The following is a 21,382-nucleotide window of genomic DNA, read 5'->3' on the forward strand; positions in this document are numbered from 1 at the left end:
GTCCGTCAGCCGAGGAATCCCCACAGCAGGATCGCCGCGATGTAGATCAAGCCCACCCAGAACATCATGATCACCGTGTAGCCCATGACGTCCTTGAGGCGCAGGCGGGACAGCGCCAGCGCGGGCAGGATCCAGAACGGCTGCACCAGGTCGTTCCAGGCGTTGCCGAGCATCACCGACATCGCCACGTCCGGCATCGGGGCACCGATCGCGTTCGCCGCGTCCACCATGAACGGGCCCTGGATCACCCAGTGCCCGCCGCCCGAGGGCGCGAAGAAGTTGATGACGAACGAGCTGATCAGGCCCCAGAAGCCGAGCGTCTCCGGGGTGGAGATGTCCACGAACACCTGCGAGATCGTGCCGACCAGGCCGGACGCGGCCATGATCGCCATGATGCCCGCGTAGAACGGGTACTGCAGGATGATGCCGGAGATGGTCTTGATGCCCTCGCCGAGCTTGGCGACGTAGGCCGCCGGGGTGCCCAGCAGGAGGATCCCCAGGAACAGGATGAAGAAGTTCACCAGGTCCAGGTCCGCGGCGCCGCCGCGGATGAAGTACACGACGACGTAGACCATCCCCAGCGCGCCGATCAGCAGGCTGAGGATCCGGCTGTTGTTCAGCCGGGAGGCCACCGTGACCCCGCCGAAGTCCTCGGACTCCACCGGCCGGGCCTTGCTCTCGGTGTGCAGAGCGGGGTCGATCTCCTTGACCGGCTGGCCCGGCTTGGGGTGCAGCAGCGCGTTGAGGACCGGCAGGGTGACCAGCACCGCGAGCGCGGTCAGCAGCATCGGCGGCGAGAAGATGGTCTCGGCCAGCGCGATCACGCCCATCTTGCTCTCCAGGGCGTGGCCGCTGGTGGAGATGGTCAGCGGGATCGTCGCCGACAGGCCCAGGCCGTACATGGTGAACCCGCTGTAGGCCGCGGCGATGATCAGCGGGTAGTGCACGCCGGGCACCTTCAGCGCCAGCTTCTTCGCCACGATCCCGCCGATGACCAGGCCGAAGCCCCAGTTCAGGTAGGAGCCGACGGAGCCGATCAGGGTCGCCACCGCGACCGCGGTGCGCGGCTGGTGCACCCGGCCCACCACCGCGTTGAGCACCCGGTCGGTGACCGGCGCGCTGGCCAGCACGTAGCCCATCGCCAGGATGACGGCCATCTGCGTGGTGAACGACAGCAGGTTCCAGAACCCGTCGCCCCACGCCTCGGTGATCTCGATGAACCCCTTGCCCTCCACCGTCAGCGCCAGCAGCAGGGTGAGGAAGGTCAGCCCGATCGCGAAGACGAACGGATCGGGCAGGTACCGGCGCATCAGCTCGGTGAAGAAGTTGGCGATCTTGGTCATCAGTGCTTTCCTTGCCGACCGGGGACGTCCCGGTGCGTGATCAGAGGGTGGCGACCGGGGTGACCGGCGAGCCGACCGCTCCGGGGAGGTTCAGCGGCGGTGCGGTGAGCAGGAACCGGCTGCGGCCGCGGGCCCGCAGGTGCTCGGCGAGCGGGGTGAGCCGCCACAGCTCGCCGAGGTGCACGCCGAGCTTGAACAGGCAGTGCTCGTGCAGCGGCAGCACCGCGTTGGGCGCGGGTGCCTCCGGAGCGGGGAAGGCCTCCACCGCGTAGTTGTCGGCGACCAGCGCGGCCAGGCCGGATTCGGTGATCCAGCCCAGCAGGTCCGGGTCGCGCCCGTTGAGGACGGCGCCGAACCCGTGCAGCACCTCGGGGTCCGGGTCGCCGCCCATCGCCAGCACCTGCTCGGCGAATCCGGTGTGCAGGCAGACGATGTCGCCCTCCTCGACCACGACCCCGTCCGCGGCCATGATCTCGGCGAGCTGCTGGTGGCCCACGAGCGTCCGGCCGTCGCCGAGGTGGGCGCGCAGGTCGATCAGCACCGCGCGGCCCTGCACCGCTTCGCGGGCCATGTGGTCGATCCCGAGGGGTCCGGCCGAGGACGTGCTGCGGTCGTGCAACGTCGCCGTGCCCGCATCGTCCAGTTCGGACGGTCCGCGGACGTGCTCGGTGGCGCGGAAGCCGTTGTAGAACACCGGTTCCGGGACCCCGTCGCCGTCGACGTCGAACATCGATCCGGCGTGCGCCAGGGAGTCCCACTGGGTGGAGTACTGCAGGTGCAGGACGGCCAGGTCGTCGCAGAGCACGTCGGTGCGCCCGGGGTGCAGGCGGTCCATCTCGAAGTTGTAGTTGACCTGACCGGCACGCAGGTTCGGGCGCAGCACCGGTGGGAACCGGTTGGGGTTCAGGGCGGTTCCGCCCGGCAGGTCCAGCGGCAGGCTCAGGCAGAAGCTGCGGCCCTCGACGACCTCGGCGACGCCTTCGCGCACCTTCTCCGGGGTGATCAGGTTGAGCCGCCCGAGGTTGTCGTCCGGGCCGAACTCACCCCAGTTGGAGCCCTCCGGGCGCCGCACCCAACGCGGGTTCTCCATCGATACCTCCAAGAACGACGGGTGCGGCTCCCCCGCCGAGGGGAGCCGCACCCGCACGGGATCAGGCCGGGACAGCCTCGGCGCGCGGGCTCTCGGCGTGCGCGCGGTCGTCGTGGTTCGGGCGGCGCAGCAGCAACAGCATGCAGCCCAGGGTCAGCAGCACCTGGAAGATCGCGTAGCCGATCACCGCGGTGATCGAGCCGGACAGGTTCAGCAGGAACTGGCCCACGATCGGCGTGGTGCCGCCGAGGATCGTGCCGCACAGCTGGTAGCACAGCGAGATGCCGGTGTAGCGGACGTGCGCCGGGAACCGGCTGGCCAGCATCCCGGCCAGCGCCGCGTAGTACAGGCAGTGCGGGACGGTCGCGACGGCCACGCCGACCATCGCCAGGCCGTAGTTGTTGGTGCTGATCAGCACGAACATCAGCGGCAGCAGCACCACCTCGGGCAGCAGCATGATCGTCACCGCGCGGGACCAGCTGCGCATCCTGGTGGCGATGACCGCGCCGAAGGGCTGCGCGAAGATCTGCACGATGTTGGCGACCAGGATGATGGTCAGGAACGAGCTCTTGTCGAACTCCAGGGTGCTGGTGGCCCAGGACAGCGCGAAGGTCGACTTGAAGTAGGTGGCCGACAGGCCGATCGTGCAGGCGCCGATGCCCAGCGCCAGCAGCGCCGGGTGCGAGCGCACGACCTCCCAGACCGGCAGCTTGGCGACCTTCTTGCGCTCGATCAGGTTGGCCATCGCGGGCGACTCGGTGACCCGCATCCGGATGAACAGGCCCACCAGCACCAGCAGCGCGGAGGCCAGGAACGGGATGCGCCAGCCCCAGCCCAGGAACGCCTCGTCCGGCAGCTGGCTGATGGCCAGGAAGCTCAGCGTGCTCAACGTGTTGCCGACCGGCGAGCCCTGCTGGGCGAAGGCGCCGTAGAGGATCGACTTGCCCTTGGGCGCGTGCTCGGAGGCGATCAGGACCGAACCGCCCCACTCCCCGCCCAGGCCGATGCCCTGCACCATGCGGATGACCACCAGCAGGATCGGCGCCCACACGCCGATCTGGGCGTAGCCGGGCAGCAGGCCGATCAGGGTGGTCGCGATGCCCATCATCAGCAGCGTGATGACCAGGGTCTTCTTCCGGCCGAGCCGGTCGCCGATGTGGCCGAAGACGATGCCGCCCAGCGGGCGGGCCAGGAAGCCGACCCAGAACGTCGCGAAGGCCACCAGGGTTCCGACGGCACCGTCGAGCTCCGGGAAGAAGACCTTGTCGAAGACCAAGGCCGACGCCGTGCCGTAGATGTAGAAGTCGAACCACTCGATGGTCGAGCCGATGAAGGCTCCGATCCCGGCGCGGTTGGCCGTCCGGCTCTGCTCGCGCGCGTTGACCGCACCCATGCATTCTCCCTTGAAGCTTCGGTGCCGGTGAGCGCTCAGCACGCGCTCGCCTCCCGATGTGACGGGGGCAACGGTGTCACCTCACACCAAGACTGTCCAATACAGAATCAGTGCGACAGCAAGACGCCGCGCTTATCAATCGGCGGCATCGCCCCTGGTCAGAGCGCGGCCGGGGTGGGCAGGGCCTCCTCGGCGATCTCCAGGACGGTGCGCAGCGCCGCCGAGGTGTTGTCGGTGCGCCAGGCCAGCGCCGCGTGCAGCCGGGTGGGCTCGCCCGCCAGCGGCCGGTAGACCAGGCCGGTCTGCTGGATGTGCTGGCAGGAGGTCAGGGTCAGCGTGACTCCGACGCCCGCGGCCACCAGCGCCAGGATCGTGTAGGAGTCCGGCGCTTCCTGGACGACCCGCGGGTTGAACCCGCCCGACACGCACGCCTTGACCAGCGCGTCGCGCAAGGTGGATCCGGCGTTGGCCGGGAAGCTGACGAACGGCTCGTCGGCCAGCTGCTCGATCGCGATGCGGTCCTGCTGGGCCAGCGGGTGGTCGGTGGGCAGCGCGCAGATCAGCTCCTCGACCTCGATCACCCGGGTGCTCACCCCGGGCTGGTTGACCGGGAGCCGGACGAAGCCCAGGTCCAGCGAGCCGTCGGCGACCTTGGCCAGCGCGACGTTGGCGTAGGTCTGCCCGCGCATCACCAGCTCCAGGCCCGGGTGCGCGGTGCGCACCGCGCGGGTCAGCAGCGGCAGCGACTCGTGGCTGGAGGCCCCGGCGAAGCCGACGGTGACCCGCCCGTACTCGCCGCGGCCCGCCGCTTTCGCCGCGCGGACCGCGGTGTCGACGTCCTCGAGCACCGCGCGGGCCGGTTCCAGGAACGACTCCCCCGCGCTGGTCAGCCGGACCGACCGGGTGTTGCGCTCGAAGAGCTGGACGCCGAGCTCGCGCTCCAGCTGCCGGATCTGCTGGCTCAGCGGCGGCTGGGCCATCTGCAGCCGCTTGGCCGCCCGGCCGAAGTGCAGTTCCTCGGCGACGGCGACGAACGCGGTCAGGTAGCGAAGCTCCACGGCAGACCTCGAAATCCGGCGAATCCATTAGCGAGCGCTCTTGATCCGACACTAATTCAGTATTGGACAGCTATCAATGGCGGCTGGCAGCTTGGACCCGATCCGAACCGAACACCGAGGAGCCCCGACCATGGACAACCCGGTCGCCGCGTCGAAACCGCCGGTCCGCAGGCCGGACAAGACCACGACGATGCGGGAGGCGATCGCCGCGCACGTCACCGACGGGGCGACCGTGGCGCTGGAGGGCTTCACGCACCTGATCCCGACCGCCGCCGGGCACGAGATCATCCGGCAGGGCCGCCGGGACCTCACCGTGGCGCGGATGACCGCCGACATCGTCACCGACCAGCTGATCGCCGGTGGCTGCGTGCGCAAGCTGGTGTCGTCGTTCGTCGGCAACTCCACCGCCGGGTCGCTCGGCGAGCTGCGCCGCCGCATCGAGACCGGGCAGCCCGAGCCGCTGGAGTACGAGGAGTACAGCCACTACGGGATGATCTGCCGCTACCTGGCCGGGGCCCAGCGGCTGCCGTTCTACCCGCTGCGCTCCTACGCGGGCAGCGACGTGCCGTCGGTCAACCCCGACATCCGCAAGGTCACCTCGCCCTACCCGGGTCCGGACGGTGCCGAGGAGCAGATCTACGTGGTGCCGCCGCTGAACCCGGACGTCACGATCGTGCACGCGCAGCGCGCCGACCGGGCGGGCAACACCCAGATCTGGGGGCTGACCGGGATCCAGGCCGAGGCCGTCTACGCCGCGCGGAAGGCGATCGTGGTGGTCGAGGAGGTGGTGGCCGACGAGGTGATCCGCTCCGACCCGAACCGCACGGTCATCCCGGCGCACGCGGTGGACGCGGTGGTGGAGTGCCCGGGCGGTGCGCACCCGGCCTTCGCGCAGGGCTACTACGACCGGGACGGCGAGTTCTACCGGAGCTGGTCGCACATCAGCAAGGACCCCGACCGGCTGCAGCGGTGGCTCGACGAGTGGGTCCGCGGCACCGCCGACCACGCCGAGTACCTGGCCAAGCTGGGCGAGGAGACCCGGGAGCGGTTGTCGGTCGGCGAGGCCTGGAGCCAGCCGGTCAACTACGGACGTCGGCAGTGACGCCGACCAGCGCAGGAGGAGTCGAGATGAACGCTGGGTCCAACGCGGCGGTCACGTCGTCCGAGCTGCTCGCCGCGGTCGCCTCGCGCGAGCTGGCGGGCAAGAACACCGTGTTCGCCGGGATCGGGCTGCCCACCCTCGCGGTGTCGCTGGCGCAGCTGACCGTCGCGCCCGACATCGAGATCGTCTACGAGTCGGGGGTCTGCGGCGCGCACCCCTCGCACCTGCCGGAGACCATCGCGGACTCGGTGCTGATCACCGACTCCGAGGCGGTGCTGTCGATGCCCGCGCTGTTCGGGTACGTGCTGCAGGGCGGCCGCATCGACGTCGGCTTCCTCGGCGCCGCGCAGATCGACCGCTGGGGGAACCTGAACTCCTCGGTGATCGGCGACTGGCACGCGCCGAAGGTGCGGCTGCCCGGTTCCGGCGGGGCGATGGAGGTGATGGCCAACTCCCGCGAGGTGTTCGTGGTGATGCGCCGCCACGACCCGCGCTCGTTCCTCGCCGAGCTCGACTTCTGCACCTCGCCGGGCCCGGACCGGGCGCTGCGCGACGGGATCCGGCCGCGCGGGGCGGGGGTCACGCGGGTGATCACCGATCTCGGCATCCTGGCCCGCGACGGCGTCGGCGAGGAGCTGCGCCTGGTGGCCACGCACCCCGGGGTCACCGTCGAGCAGGTCCGCGAGGCCACCGGCTGGGACCTGGCGGTGGCCGACGAGCTGACCACCGTCGAGCCGCCCACCGGGGCCGAGCTCCGGTTGCTGCGCGACGACGTCGACCCGGACCGGGTCTACCTGCGCTGAGCCGGACCGGCCTCGGCGCGCAGCACGGCGCTGAGGCCGGGCTGGTCCCCGGAATCCCGGTGGCGGCGTTCGCACTCGGCCGCGATCGCGCGCATCTCCTGCCGGTAGCGGTCGGCGAGGTGCCACTGGCGCGCCTGGCGGGCGAGGTTCAGCTGGTGCTCGGCGCGGCGCGCGCGGGCGTCGAGGTCTTCAGCGGTGCACCGGTTCAGCAGCATGTCACGCGCTCAACCGTTGCTCGGGGAGCAGGCCGGTGGCGGCCCGCACCGCGTCGAGGTGGGTGCGGTAGACGGTGCGGGCGCTGTCCGGTCCGGGGTTGGCCCGGGTGCCCTGCTGGTCGCAGATCCACGTGCCCAGCAGGAGGTTCCGGTACACGTGCGGGCGGTGGGGGGAGCGGGTTTCGAGCTGGATCGTCGGGCTGCTCGATCGGGGCTGGTACATCGCGGGTCGGGTCCTGGGTCGGTGGGGCGGTACTGCTCCAGACTGGTCCGCCGCTGCCCCGCGGCCGACGGGAGGACTACGTACCCACTACGTATTTCGGGACTTTCGCCCCTGGCCGGATCGCGGTCGGAGCTGCTGCGGGGCGCGGCGGGTAGTCTCGGGTTCGGAAGTCGCAGCCGGGCAAAACGGGGGTTGCCATGGCGATGAGCGATGCACAGCGGATCGAGGCCCAGCGCCGCACGATCGCCGAGCACATCGAGGCCGAGAACGCGCACGACTGGCCGCGCGTGTACGGCACCTTCGTCCAGGACGAGCACGCGTTCTACGACGTCGTCCCGCTGAGCACCCGGTACGCCGGGTTCACCGGGGTGCAGGACTTCTACCAGGTCCTGGACGGCGCCATCCCGGACTTCCGGGTCACGGTGAACGCCGAGTACGACTCCCCGGGCGCCTCCGTGCGGGAGGTGACGATCGACGGGACGCACCGGGGCGAGTACTGCGGGGAGCAGCCGTCGGGTCGGCGGGTGTCCTTCGAGCTCGCCGCGTTCTACCTCTTCAGCCCGGAGGAACCCGGGAAGCTGCTGGCGGAGCGCATCTACTTCGACAACGAGACGGTGCTGCGCCAGATGCGCGGCGAGGAGAACGCGCCGACCGGGATCGGCCTGGCCACGTCGTGAACCGCTAGGTGGCGGCTTCCTGCTGCCCGGCGATCCACGCGGCGATCTGCGTGCGCGAGCCGAAGTCGAGCTTGGTCAGGATGTGCTCGACGTGCGCTTCGGCGGTGCGCTGGCTGATCACCAGCCGGGCCGCGATCTCCTTGTTCGACAGCCCCTGCGAGACGGCTTCGGCGACCTGGAACTCCCGGCGGGTCAGCGGGCCGCGCTGGGGCTCCCGGCGCACCGGTGCCGGACGCGGCTTGCCCCCGACCGCCGTCGCGAGGCCCTCCAGGAGCGGCAGGTTCGCGGTTTCGGCGGCGAGCTCGGCGAACGCGCCCTCCCCCAGCGCCGCGCGCGCCCGACCTTGCGCCCGGTACCGGTAGTCGAGCAGTTGTTGCGCGCCCATCAGCGGGACCCCGACCAGCTGCCACAGGCGGTCGAGGACGCCGAAGAGCCGGGCCGCCCGGTCGTGCTCGCCGCGCGAGACGTGCGACCACGCCAGCACCTCCGCGGCCATGCCGAGGCCGAAGAGGTCGTTGAAGCGGGACTTGATGCCGATGCTCTCCCGCAGGTGCGTCACGGCGTCGTCGGCATCGCCGCGCATCCAGCTCGCCAACCCGCGCACCACCAAACCCCAGGACCGGGTCCACAGCTCACCGGCCTCCGCGGTGATCTGCAGGCACTCCTGGGCGTACCCGCTGGCGCGGTCGGTCTCCCCGCGCAGGCAGGCCACCAGCCCGGCCTGCACCAGCGACATCACCATCGGGCTGGTGATCCTGGGGTGCGTCCGGTGGTAGGACCAGGCCCGCGCGGTGAGCGAGCTGGCCTCCTCCAGGTGCCCCTCGGCCATCGCGTCGACGCCCTGCAGGTGCAGGCCGAAGGCGGCCAGCCCGGCGTCGTTGAGCTGCTCGGCGACCGCGCTGCACCCCTCGGCCGTGGCCCGCCCCCGCACCAGGTCGCCCTGGTGGGAGGCCAGCCAGCTGCACACCCACAGCGCGGTCGCCCGCGGCGCGGTCGGGATGGCGTCCAGCGCCAGCAGGCGGTCCAGCCACTGCCGTCCCTCCGCGATCAGCCCGCAGGCCGTCCAGTAGAACCACAGTGCACCGGCCAGCCGCAGCCCCTCCTGCACCTGGCCCGGTTCGGTCGTGCAGAACTCCAGGGCGGCGCGCAGGTTGTCGTGCTCGGCGGCGATGCGAGCGCGCCACCGGAGCTGGTCCGGGCCGAACCACTCGCGCCCGCCCCGCTCGGCCAGGGCGAGGTAGTGGTCCCGGTGCAGGCGGCGCAGCCGGGTCCGCTCGTCGTCGGCCAGCAGGCCGCGGCCGTACTCGCGGACCGTCGCCAGCAGGCGGTAGCGGGTGGTTCCGGTGGGGGTCCGCTCGCGGGTGAGGATCGACTTGTCCACCAGCGACGCCATCAGCTCCAGCACGGTCTCCGGGCCGAGCCCGGGGCCGCTGCAGACGTCCTCGACCGCCGCCAGGTCCATGCCGCCGGAGAACACCGACATCCGCGCCCACAGCAGGCGTTCCTCCGCCGAGCACAGCTCGTAGCTCCAGTCCATGGTGGCCTGCAGCGTCTGGTGCCGCGGCAGCGCGCTCCGGTTGCCCGCCAGCAGCCGGAAGCGGTCCCCGATCCGCGCCAGCAGCTCGTCCACCGACAGGAACCGGGTGCGCGCGGCGGCCAGTTCGATCGCCAGCGGGATGCCGTCCAGCTCCCGGCACAACCGCGCGACCGCGCCGTCCTGGTCCGGGGTCGGCCGGGAACCCGCGGCCTCGGCCCGCTCGGCGAACAGCCGCACCGAGTTGCCCGCGTCCGCCCCGGCCTGGTGCGCCTCGGTGACCGGGAGCGTCGGCACCACCACGACGTGCTCGCCGTAGACGTCCAGCGGCTGCCTGCTGGTGGCCAGGATCCGCAGCTCGGGAGCGACGTCGAGCAGCATCGTGCACGCCTTGACGCAGCCGTCCAGCACCTGTTCGCAGTTGTCCAGGACGAGGAGGATCTCCTTGTCCTCGACGTAGTCGGCGAGCACGTGCGCCACGCCGCGGGCGGACCAGTCCTGGATGCCCAGCGCCTGCGCCGCGGTGTGCACGACCAGGTCGTCGTCGTGCACCTCGGCCAGCTCGACCAGCCACGCGCCGTCGCGGTAGGAGCGGCCGAGCTGGGTGGCCACGCGCAGCGCCAGCCGGGTCTTGCCGACCCCGCCGACACCGGTGAGCGTCACCATCCGCGAATTGGCCAGCGCTTGCCGGACGTCGACGCATTCCTGCCGACGGTCCACGAAGCTCGTGCGCTCGGCCGGGAGGTTGCCCACCCGCCTGCGCGCCGTCCGACTGGTCACTCCGGTCCCACCAGGGATTGGTTGGAAAACCGTGCACCGCCAGCCTACGCCGCAAGTGCGCGGTCGTGTTCACATCGCGCGGCCGATGGGCACCGTCGGCAGGTCGACCGCGTGGCCGCCGCCGTCGGCGACGAGGACCGCGCCGGTGATGAACGACGCCTCGTCGGAGGCCAGGAACCGGCACACGGCGGCGATCTCGCCCGGCTCGGCGGCCCGGCGCAGCGGGAGGTCGGCGGTGACCGCCGCGTACCCGGACTCGCGGTCGGGCAGGTCGGCGGCCGCGGCGAAGTCTGCCATCTCCTGGTCGGACATCGGGGTGCGCACCCACCCGGGGCAGATAGCGTTGACCCGCACGCCGCGCGGCCCGTAGTCGCGGGCCATGGAGCGGGTCAGCCCGATCAGGGCGTGCTTGCCCACGGTGTAGCCCGCCACCTCGGGACCGGCGAACAGCCCGGCGACCGAGGACATCACCACGATGTTGCCGCGGGCCTCGACCAAGGCGGGCAGCGCCGCCCGGCACATCACGAACGCGCTGTTCAGGTTGCCGTCGAGGCTGCGCCGCCAGTCCTCGTCGGTGGTGTCGGCGACCGCGGACATGCCGTGCCCGCCCGCGTTGACCACCAGCACGTCCAGGCGGCCGAACTCGGCCAGGGTGCGGTCGACGACCGCGCGGGCGTCGGCGTCCACCGACGAGTCCCCCGGCACCGCGAGCGCGCCCGTGGCCGCGGCCACCTCGTCGAGCGGCGCCCGGCGGCGCCCGGTGACGACCACCCGCGCCCCTTCGCCTGCGAGCCGAGCGGCCGTCGCGGCGCCGATCCCGGTGCCGCCCCCGGTGATCAGCACGACCTTGCCGTCGAACGCCTCCGCCACCGCACTTCCTCCGATCTTCGCGCCGAAACCGGGCTCCAGGCTCCCAGATCCCGGCGGCGCAGCCCCGCGTCCGGACGGAGCATTCCCGGTCAGACCGCGCTGGGCAGCACCAGGAAGCACCACGCCAGCACCGGACCGGCGCCCACGATTCCGGCGGTGTAGCCGATGATCTGCTTGTAGAAGCGGTCGCGGTCCACCCCGCGGGCGTTGCTGAGCACCAGGGCTCCGTTGGTGGAGAACGGCGAGGTGTCCACGATCGTCGTGGAGATCGCCAGCGCGGCCACCAGCCCGGCGGCGCTGAGGTGGCTGGCCAGCAGCAGCGGGACGGCGATCGGGATGATCGCGGTCAGGATCGCCGTCGAGGAGGCGAACGCCGACACCACGGCCACCACGAAGCACAGCAGCAGGGCCACGAACAGCGGTGCGCCCATGCCCGCCGCGCCCTGCGAGACGGCCTCGATCGTGCCCGCCTTCTCCAGGATCCCGACGTAGGTCACCATGCCCGCCACCAGCAGGATCGTCGACCAGCTGATGCCATCGACCGCCTTGGCCTGGTTCTTCACGTCGACCAGGGTCAGCGCGGTCGCCGCCAGCAGCGCGAGGAAGCCGATCTCCAGGTGGAACACCAGGGCGCCCACGACCAGCCCGGCCAGCGCCACCAGCGTCAGCGCCTGCCGCCAGGTCAACCGCGCCGCGTCGAGCTGCTCGGCCTCGCCGCCCTCGGCGACCTGCGCGCGCTTGCGGCCGAACCCGCCCAGCAGGAAGAAGGTCAGCAGCGACAGCAGGAAGTTGAACCCGAAGCTGGCCAGGAACAGCGCGGACGGCGCCACCTCCAGCGGGGTCTGGTCGACCATGCCCAGCACCAGCGCGCCGGAGACGGCGATCGGCGAGAACGCACCGGCGTGCGCACCGCTGATCACCATCATGCCGACCATGAGCTGGCTGATGCCGAACCGGTGGGCGAAGTTCATGCCGACCGGGGCCAGCAGCGCCACCGCGGCCGGGGTGAAGGTGCCGAAGGCGGTCAGCACGGCGGCGACGGCGAACAGCACCCACGGGATCAGCGCGGCCTTGCCGCGCACCAGCTTGATCCCGGCCCGCACCAGCAGGTCGATCGTGCCGTTGCGCTGGGCGACCGAGAAGAGGTAGGTGACGCCGACGATCGTGACGAACAGCGAGACCGGGAACCCCTCGAAGATCTCGTCCTCGGAGAGCCCGAGCGAGGCGGTGCCGACGACGAACGCGCCGATGAAGGCGAGGATTCCGATGTTGATGGGCAGCACGGTGGCCACCACGAACATGACGCCGAGGGCGCCGATGGAGATCATTTCGGCAGACATCTTTGTCCTAGGTGATCGGTGATCTGGCGGATGCTAGGCGGGCAGCGGGTCCGGGACCAGGAGGTCGGCCTCGCAGAGGATCCGGGCGGCCCGCTCGACGGTGACCCGGCGCGGCCGCGACCCGACGACGTCGCGGCAGGTGACCGCGACGACCCCGGCCGGGGTCCCGATCCGCAGCACCGGACCGGTCGCGGCCCGCACGACGGAGCCGTCGAGCAGCGCGGCGACGGCGACCCCGACCGCCGAGGTCAGGCCGATGGCCGGGTGCGGGGCGTTCATCGACAGCATGCGCACCGAGACGTCGTAGTCCTCGGCGGCGACCTCGTCGCCGAGCGAGGTCCGGTAGGCGGCCGGTGCTCCGACGATGCCGACCTTCGGCACCGCGTCGTCGGGCGTATCGCCGGGGCGCGACAGCCCCATCCGCAGCGACGCGGCGTGCCGGACCTCGCGCAGCGGGGCCACGAGGTCGCGCATCTCGGCGAGCGATTCCACCCCGCTGAGGCCGATCCCGGCCGCGTCCAGCAGCACCATCGGAGCGCCCGCGTCGACCATGGTGGCCGCGGCGGGTTGGCCGTCGAAGGTGAGCTCGTCGAGCGCCCGGCCGGTCGGGGTGACCGATCCGGTGGTGCGCCCGGCCGGGTCCAGGAACGTCAGCCCGACCGCCACTCCCCCGGCGCGGGTGCCGGGGACGGTCCGGGTGCCGAACTCGTGGACTCGACCGCCGGTGGTGTCCACCTCGGCCTCCAGCACGGCCCCGGTGTTGGTGTTGCGCAGGACCACGCGGGTCCGGTCGCCGGTGACCGGCACGAGCCCGCGGGCCACCGCCCACAGCGCGATGGCGGTGGCGCAGTTGCCGCAGTTGCTGCCCCACTCGACCCGCCGGACGCCGATGCCGACCTGCCCGAACAGGTAGTCGACGTCGATGCCGGGCGCGTCGGAGGCGCGGACGACGGCCGCCTTGGACGTGGTGGGGGTGGCGCCGCCGACCCCGTCGAGCTGGACCGGGTCGGCCGCCCCGTAGGCGTTGACCAGCAGTCCTTCCAGGTCCTGCGCGGTGGTGTCCACTGTGGTGGGCAGGGCCGACTGGTCGAACAGCCAGCACTTGCTGGTGCCGCCGCGCACCAGCGTTGCGGGTACGTGCACTGGAACTTCCTTCTCCTGGGTTCGGTCGGCGTTCACCCTGACAACGCGGAGACTTCAGTACAATGTTCGAGTTCTTACCCTGGCTTAAGCGGAGCTAATAGCTCGTCCACGACGGGAGGGGTCGCGTGCTGGACGTCCGACGGGTGTTGCTGCTGGTGGAGGCCGCCGAGCGCGGCTCGCTGACCGCGGCCGCCGAAGCGCTGATGATCACGCCGTCCGCGGCCTCCCAGCAGATGTCCAGGTTGGAGTCCGAGGTCGGCCAGCCGCTGCTGTACCGGCTGCCGCGCGGCGTGCAGCTCACCGACGCCGGGCGCGCGCTGGCCGAGCGCGGGCGCGCCATCCGGCGCGAACTCCGGGGTGCGCAAGCGGATCTGGACTCACTGGCCACATTGGACGAAGGAACCCTGCGGCTCGGGTCGTTCCCCACCGCGGGGGCCTCGCTGCTGCCGCTGGCGCTGACCCGCTTCTCCCGCAAGCACCCCGGGATCCGCACCACCGTGCGCTCCGCGCTGTTCGCCGACCTGGTGGACCTGCTGCACACCGGCGAGGTCGAGCTGGCGATGCTGTGGGACTACGACTGGAACCGCGTCGACGACGCCTCGCTGGTCGTCGACCACCTGCTCGACGACCCCACCGTGCTCGTCGTCCCGGCCAACTCCGAGCTGCTGGAGGAGGACTCCATCGGGCTGGCCGACCTGGCCGGGCACCAGTGGATCATCCGCGCGGACAACCACCCGGTCGCCGAGGTCCTGCGGCGCAGCTGCCGCCTCGCCGGGTTCGAGCCGATCATCTCCTACGAGTCGCACGACTACCAGGAGGCGCAGGCGATGGTCGCGGCCGGGCTGGGGATCGCGATCGCGCCGCGGCTGGCGCTGACCAACCGCCGCCACGACGTGCGGCTGGTCAACTTCGCCACCGACGTGCCCGCGCCGACCCGGCGCATCCTGCTGGCCCGGCCCGCCAACCGCACCCCGACCCCGGCCGCCGCGGCGATGGCCGACGTCCTGCACGCGGTGTCCCAGAAGTTCACCGACACCAACCTGCACCTGACCCAGCTCGGCACGGTGCGCGCCCGCAGCTCGGGCTGACCGGGCCCCGCCCGGCGCGCAAGGGCATTCGGACACGTTCGGCGGGCGAGCTCGCGGGGTACAACGCAGGAAGCCATGCGTCGTCCGTCGGGAGATCCCATGAAGATCGTGTGCATCGGAGCCGGACCCGCCGGTCTCTACTTCGCCATCTCCGCGAAGCTCCGCGACGCCGGGCACGAGATCTCGGTGGTCGAGCGCGACCCGCCCGGCGCCACCTACGGCTGGGGCGTGGTGTACTGGGACGACCTGCTGGACACCCTCTACATCAACGACCGGGAGAGCGCCCAGCGCATCCGCGCCGCCTCCACCGTCTGGCAGGACCAGGTGGTGGTGATGCGCGGCGGGCGCGCCTACCTCAGCGGGTACGGCTACAGCGTCAACCGGTCCGCGCTGCTGGACGTGCTGGCCCAGCGGGCCACCGACCTCGGCGTGGACGTGCAGTACGAGCGCGCGGTGGACGACCTGGCCGAGTTCGCCGACGCCGACCTGGTGGTGGTGGCCGACGGCGCGAACAGCCGGATCCGGCAGCGCTGCGCCGAGCAGTTCGGCACCGAGCTGGTCCGCGGGAGCAACCCCTACATCTGGCTGGGCACCAGCCGGGTGTTCGAGGAGTTCACCTTCGGCTTCGAGCAGACCCCGCAGGGCTGGATCTGGTTCCACGCCTACCCGTCGGCCGCCGGGGTCAGCACCTTCATCGTCGAGTGCCAGGAGCGGACCTGGCAGGCGCTGGGCTTCGACGAGCTCGACGACGCGGCGACCACCCGCCTGCTGGAGGAGATCTTCGACGAGCACCTGGCCGGGCACGCGCTGATCAGCGCGGCGCGCGGCAAACCCGCGTCCTGGCAGCGCTTCACGCAGGTCTACAACCAGACCTGGCGGCACGCCAACGCGGTGCTCATCGGCGACGCCGCGCACACCACGCACTTCACCATCGGTTCGGGCACCAGGCTGGCCATGATCGACGCCGTGGTGCTCGCCGAGAAGCTGCGCGAGAACGAGCAGACCGGCAACGCGCTCAAGGAGTTCGACGGCGAGGGCCACGCCGCGATGCGGGCGGTGCAGGCCGCCGCGCGCACCAGCATGGCCTGGTTCGAGAACCTCGACCGCTACGCCGACCGGGACGCGGTGGACTTCTGCTTCGCGATGTCCTCGCGCAGCGGCCTGCAACCGCCGTGGCGCTACCAGGTGCACCGCCTGACGCAGAACCCGTTGGTGCGCAAGGGGTTGCGCATCGCCAACACCGCGATGCGGTGGGTGCGGGCGCGGCGCCGGGGCGAGTCCTGGCAGCGCCGGGGCGCGGTCAGCCGACCCTGACGTAGAGCTGCATGCCCTGCTGCCGGTGGTTGCCGACCGGGCACCAGAAGTCGTACACGCCGGGCCCCAGGGTCACCGTCAGGTCGGCCGCACCGCCCGACTGGACCACCGGTGTCCGCACGTCTCCGACCCCGGGCCCGCTGATCTCCAGCGCGTGCGGCGCCCGCCCGGCGTTGACCGCGTGGAAGGTGTAGCGGCCCGGCGGGAGCCACGCGGGCTGTTCGAGCCGGAACTCGACCATCCCGACCGTCACCACCCGCGCGCCGAAACCGGTCGGCGCCGGTTGAGCGGCGGCGGTCGTCGCGCCGGCGCACAGCGCCCCCATCAGCGCGACCACCCCGAACAGCACGGCGAACGCCCTGGGGCGGCGGTGGGAAACTCTGTTCGCGTCCACATCGACCTGCATTGTCCGAACCCCCCTCGGATTTCCGCACCGGTCCGGCGGAGGTCGCCCGGTGGCGCTGGAAGCCCCGACCCGGACCGGGGTCTCGGTGCTGCGGAGCACTCCGGTCCAGCGTAGGACCGCGGGCCGGGCGGCTGGGTGCTGCCGGGACCGGTGGGACCGCAGTGCCGACTCTTGCGGAACCGCCGCGCCGTGACGGGCGGGGCCAGCGGGCCGCCCCGGTCGGGGGCTTCCCCGCCGGAAGGGCCGGTTTCGACTGGCTGCCCCGGTGGTGGGCTGGTGTGATCCTGGCGTGGGTGTGTCTACGGGTGCTCCGTCGGCGGTCCATCGCCGCGGGCGAGCGGTGTTCAGCTGGGCGCTGTGGGACTGGGGATCCGCAGCGTTCAACACCGTCATCTTGACCTTCGTGTTCACCGTGTACCTGACCGAGGGCGTCGCCGTCGACCCGGAGAGCGGCTCCACGGCGCTCGGCGTGGCGCTGACCATCGCCGGGGTGTGCATCGCTCTGGTGGCGCCGGTGACCGGTCAGCGCAGCGACGCGGGCGGTCGGCGCAAGCTGTGGCTGGCGGTGCACACCGCGCTGGTGATCACCTGCACCGCGGGGCTGTTCTTCGTCCAGGACGACCCGTCCTACCTGGCGCTGGGGCTGGTGCTGCTGGCCACCGCCAGCGTGTTCGCCGAGTTCGCCACGGTGAACTACAACGCGATGCTGCTGCAGGTCTCCACCCCGGCCACGATCGGGCGTGTCTCGGGGTTCGGCTGGGGCATGGGCTACTTCGGCGGGCTCATCGCACTGGTGATCGTGCTGATCGGCTTCGTGCAGCCCGACGTCGGGCTGTTCGGGGTGACCGCGGAGGACGGGCTGAACATCCGCGTCGTCGCGCTGTTCTCGGCGGTGTGGTTCGCGGTGTTCGCGCTGCCGCTGTTCGCCTTCGTGCCCGAGGCCCCGTCCTCCGGCGAACCGCTGCGGCACGCCCTGGTGGCCAGCTACGTCGTGCTCGGCAAGCGGCTGGCCTGGATGTGGCGCGAGGAGCGGCGCACGCTGGGGTTCCTGGTGGCCAGCGCGATCTACCGGGACGGGCTGGCGGCCATCTTCACCTTCGGCGGGGTCATCGCGGCGGGCACCTTCGGGTTCAACCCCAGCGAGGTGGTGGTCTTCGCGATCACCGCCAACCTGGTGGCCGGGCTCGGCGCGTTCCTGGGCGGCCGGGCCGACGACCGGTTCGGGCCGAAGGCGGTCATCGTCGCCGCGCTGTTCGGCCTGGTGCTGGTCGGCAGCCTGCTGCTGGTGCTGCCGCCCGGCAAGGCCGCGTTCTGGGTGTGCGGGCTGACGCTGGCGATCTTCCTCGGCCCGACCCAGTCGGCCAGCCGGACGTTCCTGGCCCGCATCGCCACGCCCGGCAAGGAGGGCGAGGTGTTCGGCCTCTACGCCACCACCGGGCGCGCGGTGAGCTTCCTGGGCCCGTTGGCCTTCAGCGGCTTCATCGCCGTCTTCGGCACCCAGCGCGCCGGGATGGGCGGCATCGTCCTCATCCTGCTGGTCGGCCTGATCGCGATGATCCCGGTGCGCTCGCCGGACCGACCGGCCGAGCCGACCGAGATCCCCGCCCCCGACCCCGGGTGAGCGCTCAGCGGACGTTGCGGCGGAGGCGGACCCGGTAGGAGTAGTGCTCCGGGAGGAAGTGGCTGACCGCCAGTTCCACGGGTTGTCCGGTGGTGGACTGGTACATGCGGTCGATGCGCAGCAGGGAGCGGTGCGGTTCGCAGCCGAGCTGCTCGGCGATCTCCGGGGTCGCGGTGCCGACCGTGATGCTCTGCTCGGCCTCGGCGATGGGGTCGGTCAGCCGGTCGTCGAGCAGGCCGATGATGGTCACCCGGCTGCGGGCGCCGACCTCGGTCAGCTCCGGCACCGACTCGACCAGCTTGCCCACCTCGGGCGGCAGGAACACGGTGGTCAGGCAGAACGGCACGTCGTCGTGCAGGCGCAGGAACTCCAGCACGTGCACCCGGTCGGCGGCCAGCCGCAGGCGCCCGGCGGCGTCGAGGTCGACCTTGCGGTGCAGCGGGGTGAGCAGCTGCATCGTGGTGTCGATGGACAGCCCCATCAGGTCGTCGATGGAGCCGAACTGGCGCAGGTACTGCTCCTCGCGGGGCGCGGCGAAGGTGCCGCGGCCCGGGATGCGGTAGACCATGCCCTCGGCGACGAGGTCCTGGAAGGCGCGGCGCACCGTCTGCCGGCTGACCCGGTGGGTCTCGGCGAGCTCGGCTTCGGTGGGCAGGCGCTTGCCCTCCGGGTAGTCGTGCTGCAGGATCGCCGACCGCAACTCGCGCGCCAGCCGCAGGTACGCGCTCTCCTTGCCGTCCGTCCGCGCTGCCACGCCACCACCTCCCAGCTCTCGCCCCCGACCGTAGCGGAACCACCACCGGCACCCGGGCGGAGCCTGGTCGTGAGTGCTGCGCCGTGCTGGAGCACTGTTGCGCACTCACGACCTCAGCGCCGCTCAGCCGTCCAGGCCGCCGCGCTTGACCAGTTGGGCGGCGATGACGTTGCGCTGGATCTCGTTGGTGCCCTCGCCGACGATCATCAGCGGTGCGTCGCGGAAGTAGCGCTCCACGTCGAACTCCGTCGAGTAGCCGTAGCCGCCGTGGATGCGCACCGCGTTGAGCGCGATCTCCATCGCGACCTCGGAGGCGAACAGCTTGGCCATGCCCGCTTCCATGTCCACCCGGCGGCCAGCGTCGAACTCCCGCGCCGCGTGCAGGGTCAGCTGGCGGGCGGCGGTGAGCTTGGTGGCCATGTCCGCCAGGTAGTTGCCCACCGACTGGTGCTGCCAGATCGGCTTGCCGAAGCTCTCCCGCTCCTGGGCGTAGCGCAGCGCGTCCTCCAGCGCCGCCATGCCCACGCCCAGCGCGCGGGAGGCGACCTGGATGCGGCCGGTCTCCAGGCCCTTCATCATCTGCGCGAAGCCCTTGCCCTCGACACCGCCGAGCACCGCGCTCACCGGCGCGCGGTGGTCGTCGAAGTGCAGTTCGCAGCTCTCGACGCCCTTGTAGCCGAGCTTGGGCAGGTCGCGGGAGACCGTCAACCCGGGGCCGTGCTCGACCAGGACGATCGAGATGCCCTTGTGCGCGGGTTGCGCGTCCGGGTCGGTCTTGCACAGCAGGGCGATCAGCTGGGAGCGGCGGGCGTTGGTGATCCACGTCTTGGCGCCGTTGATCACGTACTCCTCGCCGTCGCGGCGCGCCGTCGTGGTCAGCGCTTGCAGGTCCGAGCCGCCGCCGGGTTCGGTGAGCGCCATCGTCGCGCGGATCTCGCCGGTGGCCATCTTGGGCAGGTACCGGCGCTTCTGCTCCTCGGTGCCGAAGTTCAGCAGCAGCTTGGACACCACGGTGTGCCCGCCCATCGCCCCGGCCAGGCTCATCCAGCCGCGGGCCAGCTCCTCGACGATCAGCACGTAGCAGGGCGTGGACACCGGGGTGCCGCCGTACTCCTCCGGGATGGCCAGCCCGAAGACGCCCAGCTCCTTCATCTGCTCGATGAGGGCTTCCGGGTAGGTGTTGGCGTGTTCGAGCTCCGACACCACCGGCTTGGCGGACTTGTCGATGAAGTCGCGCACCGTCTCGACGGCCAGCTTCTCGTCCGCGCTGAGGGTGTCCAATGTGCTCACGGCGGTGTGCTCCAGTTCTGTCGGTCCGGGCCCCGGTGCCCGCGATTTCAATGGAAATCGGAGGTCTGATCTCCGTTGAAATCGCGGCCGGTGGCGTTCAGGTGGCGCGCGGGAAGGTCTTGCGCAGCAGTTCCCGGACCGTCGTCCAGTCGGCACCGGACAGCAGGGCGGGGACGTCCGTGCCGCAGGCCTTGAACTTCTCGGCCAGTTCGGCGTCGGTCGGCGGGCGCGACGGCGCGCCCGGCGGTTGGGCCAGCCGCACGTGCAGGGTCGGGCCGTCGTGCTCCACCTCGATGTCCACCTCGCCGGTCAGCAGACCGTCCGCGCCGGGCGTGTGCTCGAGCTCCACCGCGCGGAGCAGGTCCTGCGCCGCGGTCCGCTCGACGGCTCGGTCGGTGAAGGCGGCGAAGTCCGGGTAGTCGTCCAGCAGCGCGGTCGCGACCGCGTAGGGCAGGCTGAACTTGCCCTCCAGCCCGGTGGTGGGGCGGTCGTGGATCAGCGGGGTGACGGTGGCCTGCGGGGTGCGCACCCGGACCCGGCGCACCTCGCCGCGGACCTGGTCGCGGATTTCGCGCAGCGCGGCGATCGGCCGCTGCATCGCGTAGCAGCACGGGTAGACCTTGATCGCCAGGCCGCCCGGGACCGCTGGGCCGGACAGGTCGAGCTCACCGCTGCCGCCGACGAGCTCCAGCCAGGCGTCCAGCGCGCTCGGGTCGGCGGTGGCCCCGGCCTGCGCCAGCTGCGCGGCGCGCACCCCGGCCTGCGCGGCGAAGCCGACCTGCAGGGATTTGCCGTGCGTTCCGAACGCGTTCTGCACGCCACCGGCCGCGGGGACCGCGAGCGCCATCGCGGTGGCCAGCTGCTCGGCGGACAGCCCGAGCGCGGTTCCGGCCGCCACCGCGGCGGCGGGCGCACCAGCCGTGCAGGTCGCGTGCCAGCCCGCGGAGTAGTGCGACCAGCCGAGCGCGTTGCCCAGGCGGGCCATCACCCCGGCCCCGGCCAGGTAGGCGCGCGCGTCACCACCGGTGGCCAGCACGACCGGGACGGTCACCACGCTGATGTGCGTGGTGGACTCGACGTGCAGGTCGTCGAAGTCCAGCACGTGGCCGACGGCCGCCCAGCGGGCGGCGTCCGGCAGGTCGGCGGCGATCCCGGTCAGCGGGTCGTCCCGCGCGGCCAGGGCGACCGCGGCGGTGTCGAGCAGCGAGCGCTGGGCCAGCGCCAGGTCGTCGGGGCCCGGTTCGAGCTCGGTCGCCCAGTCCGCGAGGGCTTCGGCGATGGATGCCATGGGAACCTTTCCGCCAGCGCGGGGCCGCGCTGTCCGCAATCTTTGTACGG

20 protein-coding genes are annotated in these 21,382 nt (G+C 71.8%); 6 read left to right on the forward strand and 14 right to left on the reverse strand.

Features of this window, described 5'->3' with window-relative positions:
• Positions 1-5 precede the first annotated feature (5 nt).
• From F1721_RS12000 to F1721_RS12015, 4 genes are all read right to left on the reverse strand, one after another.
• Positions 6-1,343 (reverse strand): short-chain fatty acid transporter, encoded by a 1,338-nt coding sequence (locus F1721_RS12000; protein WP_150066704.1) that lies wholly within the window; start codon positions 1,341-1,343, stop codon positions 6-8.
• A gap of 40 nt (positions 1,344-1,383) precedes the next feature.
• Positions 1,384-2,433 carry a cyclase family protein gene (locus tag F1721_RS12005; protein WP_150066705.1) on the reverse strand — a complete coding sequence of 350 codons (1,050 nt, stop codon included), beginning with the start codon at positions 2,431-2,433 and terminating at the stop codon, positions 1,384-1,386.
• A gap of 61 nt (positions 2,434-2,494) precedes the next feature.
• Entirely contained in the window at positions 2,495-3,826 is a 1,332-nt protein-coding gene (locus F1721_RS12010; RefSeq protein ID WP_150066706.1) for an MFS transporter, read from the reverse strand.
• A gap of 158 nt (positions 3,827-3,984) precedes the next feature.
• Complete coding sequence (locus tag F1721_RS12015; RefSeq protein ID WP_150066707.1) at positions 3,985-4,884, reverse strand: LysR family transcriptional regulator; 900 nt, start codon at positions 4,882-4,884, stop codon at positions 3,985-3,987.
• A gap of 130 nt (positions 4,885-5,014) precedes the next feature.
• On the opposite strand from F1721_RS12015, the gene F1721_RS12020 reads away from it, so the two are divergent.
• Both F1721_RS12020 and F1721_RS12025 read left to right on the forward strand, forming a co-directional pair.
• Complete coding sequence (locus F1721_RS12020) at positions 5,015-5,986, forward strand: CoA transferase subunit A (RefSeq protein WP_150066708.1); 972 nt, start codon at positions 5,015-5,017, stop codon at positions 5,984-5,986.
• Between the two features lie 26 nt (positions 5,987-6,012).
• Positions 6,013-6,789 carry a CoA-transferase subunit beta gene (locus tag F1721_RS12025; RefSeq protein WP_150066709.1) on the forward strand — a complete coding sequence of 259 codons (777 nt, stop codon included), beginning with the start codon at positions 6,013-6,015 and terminating at the stop codon, positions 6,787-6,789.
• Here F1721_RS12025 and F1721_RS12030 read toward each other — a convergent pair.
• Positions 6,777-7,004 (reverse strand): hypothetical protein, encoded by a 228-nt coding sequence (locus tag F1721_RS12030; protein ID WP_150066710.1) that lies wholly within the window; start codon positions 7,002-7,004, stop codon positions 6,777-6,779. The two genes, F1721_RS12025 and F1721_RS12030, sit on opposite strands and share 13 nt — an antisense overlap.
• 1 nt (position 7,005) lies before the next feature.
• On the reverse strand, positions 7,006-7,227 hold the full coding sequence (locus F1721_RS12035) for a hypothetical protein (protein ID WP_150066711.1): 222 nt from the start codon (positions 7,225-7,227) through the stop codon (positions 7,006-7,008).
• Between the two features lie 203 nt (positions 7,228-7,430).
• On the opposite strand from F1721_RS12035, the gene F1721_RS12040 reads away from it, so the two are divergent.
• The gene (locus F1721_RS12040) at positions 7,431-7,904 is read left to right on the forward strand and encodes an ester cyclase (RefSeq protein ID WP_246154713.1); all 474 of its coding nucleotides are present in this window, start codon (positions 7,431-7,433) and stop codon (positions 7,902-7,904) included.
• Positions 7,905-7,908: 4 nt separating this feature from the next.
• Here the strand turns inward: F1721_RS12040 and F1721_RS12045 are convergent, their stop codons facing one another.
• The 4 genes from F1721_RS12045 to F1721_RS12060 form a co-directional block, all read right to left on the reverse strand.
• Positions 7,909-10,218, reverse strand: a complete 2,310-nt coding sequence (locus F1721_RS12045; RefSeq protein ID WP_246154715.1) for an ATP-binding protein — start codon at positions 10,216-10,218, stop codon at positions 7,909-7,911.
• 69 nt (positions 10,219-10,287) lie between these two features.
• Positions 10,288-11,088 carry an SDR family NAD(P)-dependent oxidoreductase gene (locus tag F1721_RS12050; RefSeq protein WP_150066713.1) on the reverse strand — a complete coding sequence of 267 codons (801 nt, stop codon included), beginning with the start codon at positions 11,086-11,088 and terminating at the stop codon, positions 10,288-10,290.
• Positions 11,089-11,177: 89 nt separating this feature from the next.
• Complete coding sequence (locus F1721_RS12055) at positions 11,178-12,428, reverse strand: SLC13 family permease (RefSeq protein WP_246154716.1); 1,251 nt, start codon at positions 12,426-12,428, stop codon at positions 11,178-11,180.
• A gap of 33 nt (positions 12,429-12,461) precedes the next feature.
• Positions 12,462-13,571, reverse strand: a complete 1,110-nt coding sequence (locus F1721_RS12060; protein ID WP_150066714.1) for a PrpF domain-containing protein — start codon at positions 13,569-13,571, stop codon at positions 12,462-12,464.
• Between the two features lie 125 nt (positions 13,572-13,696).
• Between F1721_RS12060 and F1721_RS12065 the strand changes: the two genes are divergently transcribed.
• Positions 13,697-14,659 (forward strand): LysR family transcriptional regulator, encoded by a 963-nt coding sequence (locus tag F1721_RS12065; protein ID WP_150066715.1) that lies wholly within the window; start codon positions 13,697-13,699, stop codon positions 14,657-14,659.
• Positions 14,660-14,758: 99 nt separating this feature from the next.
• A complete protein-coding gene (locus F1721_RS12070; RefSeq protein WP_150066716.1) occupies positions 14,759-15,973 on the forward strand; it encodes an FAD-dependent monooxygenase in 1,215 nt (404 codons plus the stop codon).
• Here F1721_RS12070 and F1721_RS12075 read toward each other — a convergent pair.
• Positions 15,960-16,379 carry a cupredoxin domain-containing protein gene (locus tag F1721_RS12075; RefSeq protein WP_246154719.1) on the reverse strand — a complete coding sequence of 140 codons (420 nt, stop codon included), beginning with the start codon at positions 16,377-16,379 and terminating at the stop codon, positions 15,960-15,962. The two genes, F1721_RS12070 and F1721_RS12075, sit on opposite strands and share 14 nt — an antisense overlap.
• Positions 16,380-16,674: 295 nt before the next feature.
• On the opposite strand from F1721_RS12075, the gene F1721_RS12080 reads away from it, so the two are divergent.
• Positions 16,675-18,000 carry an MFS transporter gene (locus F1721_RS12080; RefSeq protein ID WP_170301472.1) on the forward strand — a complete coding sequence of 442 codons (1,326 nt, stop codon included), beginning with the start codon at positions 16,675-16,677 and terminating at the stop codon, positions 17,998-18,000.
• A 4-nt stretch (positions 18,001-18,004) separates the two neighbouring features.
• Here the strand turns inward: F1721_RS12080 and F1721_RS12085 are convergent, their stop codons facing one another.
• From F1721_RS12085 to F1721_RS12095, 3 genes are all read right to left on the reverse strand, one after another.
• On the reverse strand, positions 18,005-18,754 hold the full coding sequence (locus F1721_RS12085; RefSeq protein ID WP_150066717.1) for a GntR family transcriptional regulator: 750 nt from the start codon (positions 18,752-18,754) through the stop codon (positions 18,005-18,007).
• A 123-nt stretch (positions 18,755-18,877) separates the two neighbouring features.
• On the reverse strand, positions 18,878-20,035 hold the full coding sequence (locus F1721_RS12090; protein ID WP_211840462.1) for an acyl-CoA dehydrogenase family protein: 1,158 nt from the start codon (positions 20,033-20,035) through the stop codon (positions 18,878-18,880).
• A gap of 106 nt (positions 20,036-20,141) precedes the next feature.
• Positions 20,142-21,332 carry an MmgE/PrpD family protein gene (locus tag F1721_RS12095; RefSeq protein ID WP_150066719.1) on the reverse strand — a complete coding sequence of 397 codons (1,191 nt, stop codon included), beginning with the start codon at positions 21,330-21,332 and terminating at the stop codon, positions 20,142-20,144.
• Positions 21,333-21,382 lie beyond the last annotated feature (50 nt).

Source organism: Saccharopolyspora hirsuta (assembly GCF_008630535.1).
Lineage (GTDB): Bacteria > Actinomycetota > Actinomycetes > Mycobacteriales > Pseudonocardiaceae > Saccharopolyspora > Saccharopolyspora hirsuta.

What these genes read in the sequence shown, in the direction of transcription:
- F1721_RS12095 (WP_150066719.1), bottom strand. Translation starts at nt 21,332, where the DNA reads ATGGCATCCATCGCCGAAGCCCTCGCGGACTGGGCGACCGAGCTCGAA.
- F1721_RS12075 (WP_246154719.1), bottom strand. Translation starts at nt 16,379, where the DNA reads ATGCAGGTCGATGTGGACGCGAACAGAGTTTCCCACCGCCGCCCCAGG.
- F1721_RS12055 (WP_246154716.1), bottom strand. Translation starts at nt 12,428, where the DNA reads ATGTCTGCCGAAATGATCTCCATCGGCGCCCTCGGCGTCATGTTCGTG.
- F1721_RS12070 (WP_150066716.1), top strand. Translation starts at nt 14,759, where the DNA reads ATGAAGATCGTGTGCATCGGAGCCGGACCCGCCGGTCTCTACTTCGCC.
- F1721_RS12010 (WP_150066706.1), bottom strand. Translation starts at nt 3,826, where the DNA reads ATGGGTGCGGTCAACGCGCGCGAGCAGAGCCGGACGGCCAACCGCGCC.
- F1721_RS12000 (WP_150066704.1), bottom strand. Translation starts at nt 1,343, where the DNA reads ATGACCAAGATCGCCAACTTCTTCACCGAGCTGATGCGCCGGTACCTG.
- F1721_RS12005 (WP_150066705.1), bottom strand. Translation starts at nt 2,433, where the DNA reads ATGGAGAACCCGCGTTGGGTGCGGCGCCCGGAGGGCTCCAACTGGGGT.
- F1721_RS12025 (WP_150066709.1), top strand. Translation starts at nt 6,013, where the DNA reads ATGAACGCTGGGTCCAACGCGGCGGTCACGTCGTCCGAGCTGCTCGCC.
- F1721_RS12020 (WP_150066708.1), top strand. Translation starts at nt 5,015, where the DNA reads ATGGACAACCCGGTCGCCGCGTCGAAACCGCCGGTCCGCAGGCCGGAC.
- F1721_RS12035 (WP_150066711.1), bottom strand. Translation starts at nt 7,227, where the DNA reads ATGTACCAGCCCCGATCGAGCAGCCCGACGATCCAGCTCGAAACCCGC.
- F1721_RS12040 (WP_246154713.1), top strand. Translation starts at nt 7,431, where the DNA reads ATGAGCGATGCACAGCGGATCGAGGCCCAGCGCCGCACGATCGCCGAG.
- F1721_RS12030 (WP_150066710.1), bottom strand. Translation starts at nt 7,004, where the DNA reads ATGCTGCTGAACCGGTGCACCGCTGAAGACCTCGACGCCCGCGCGCGC.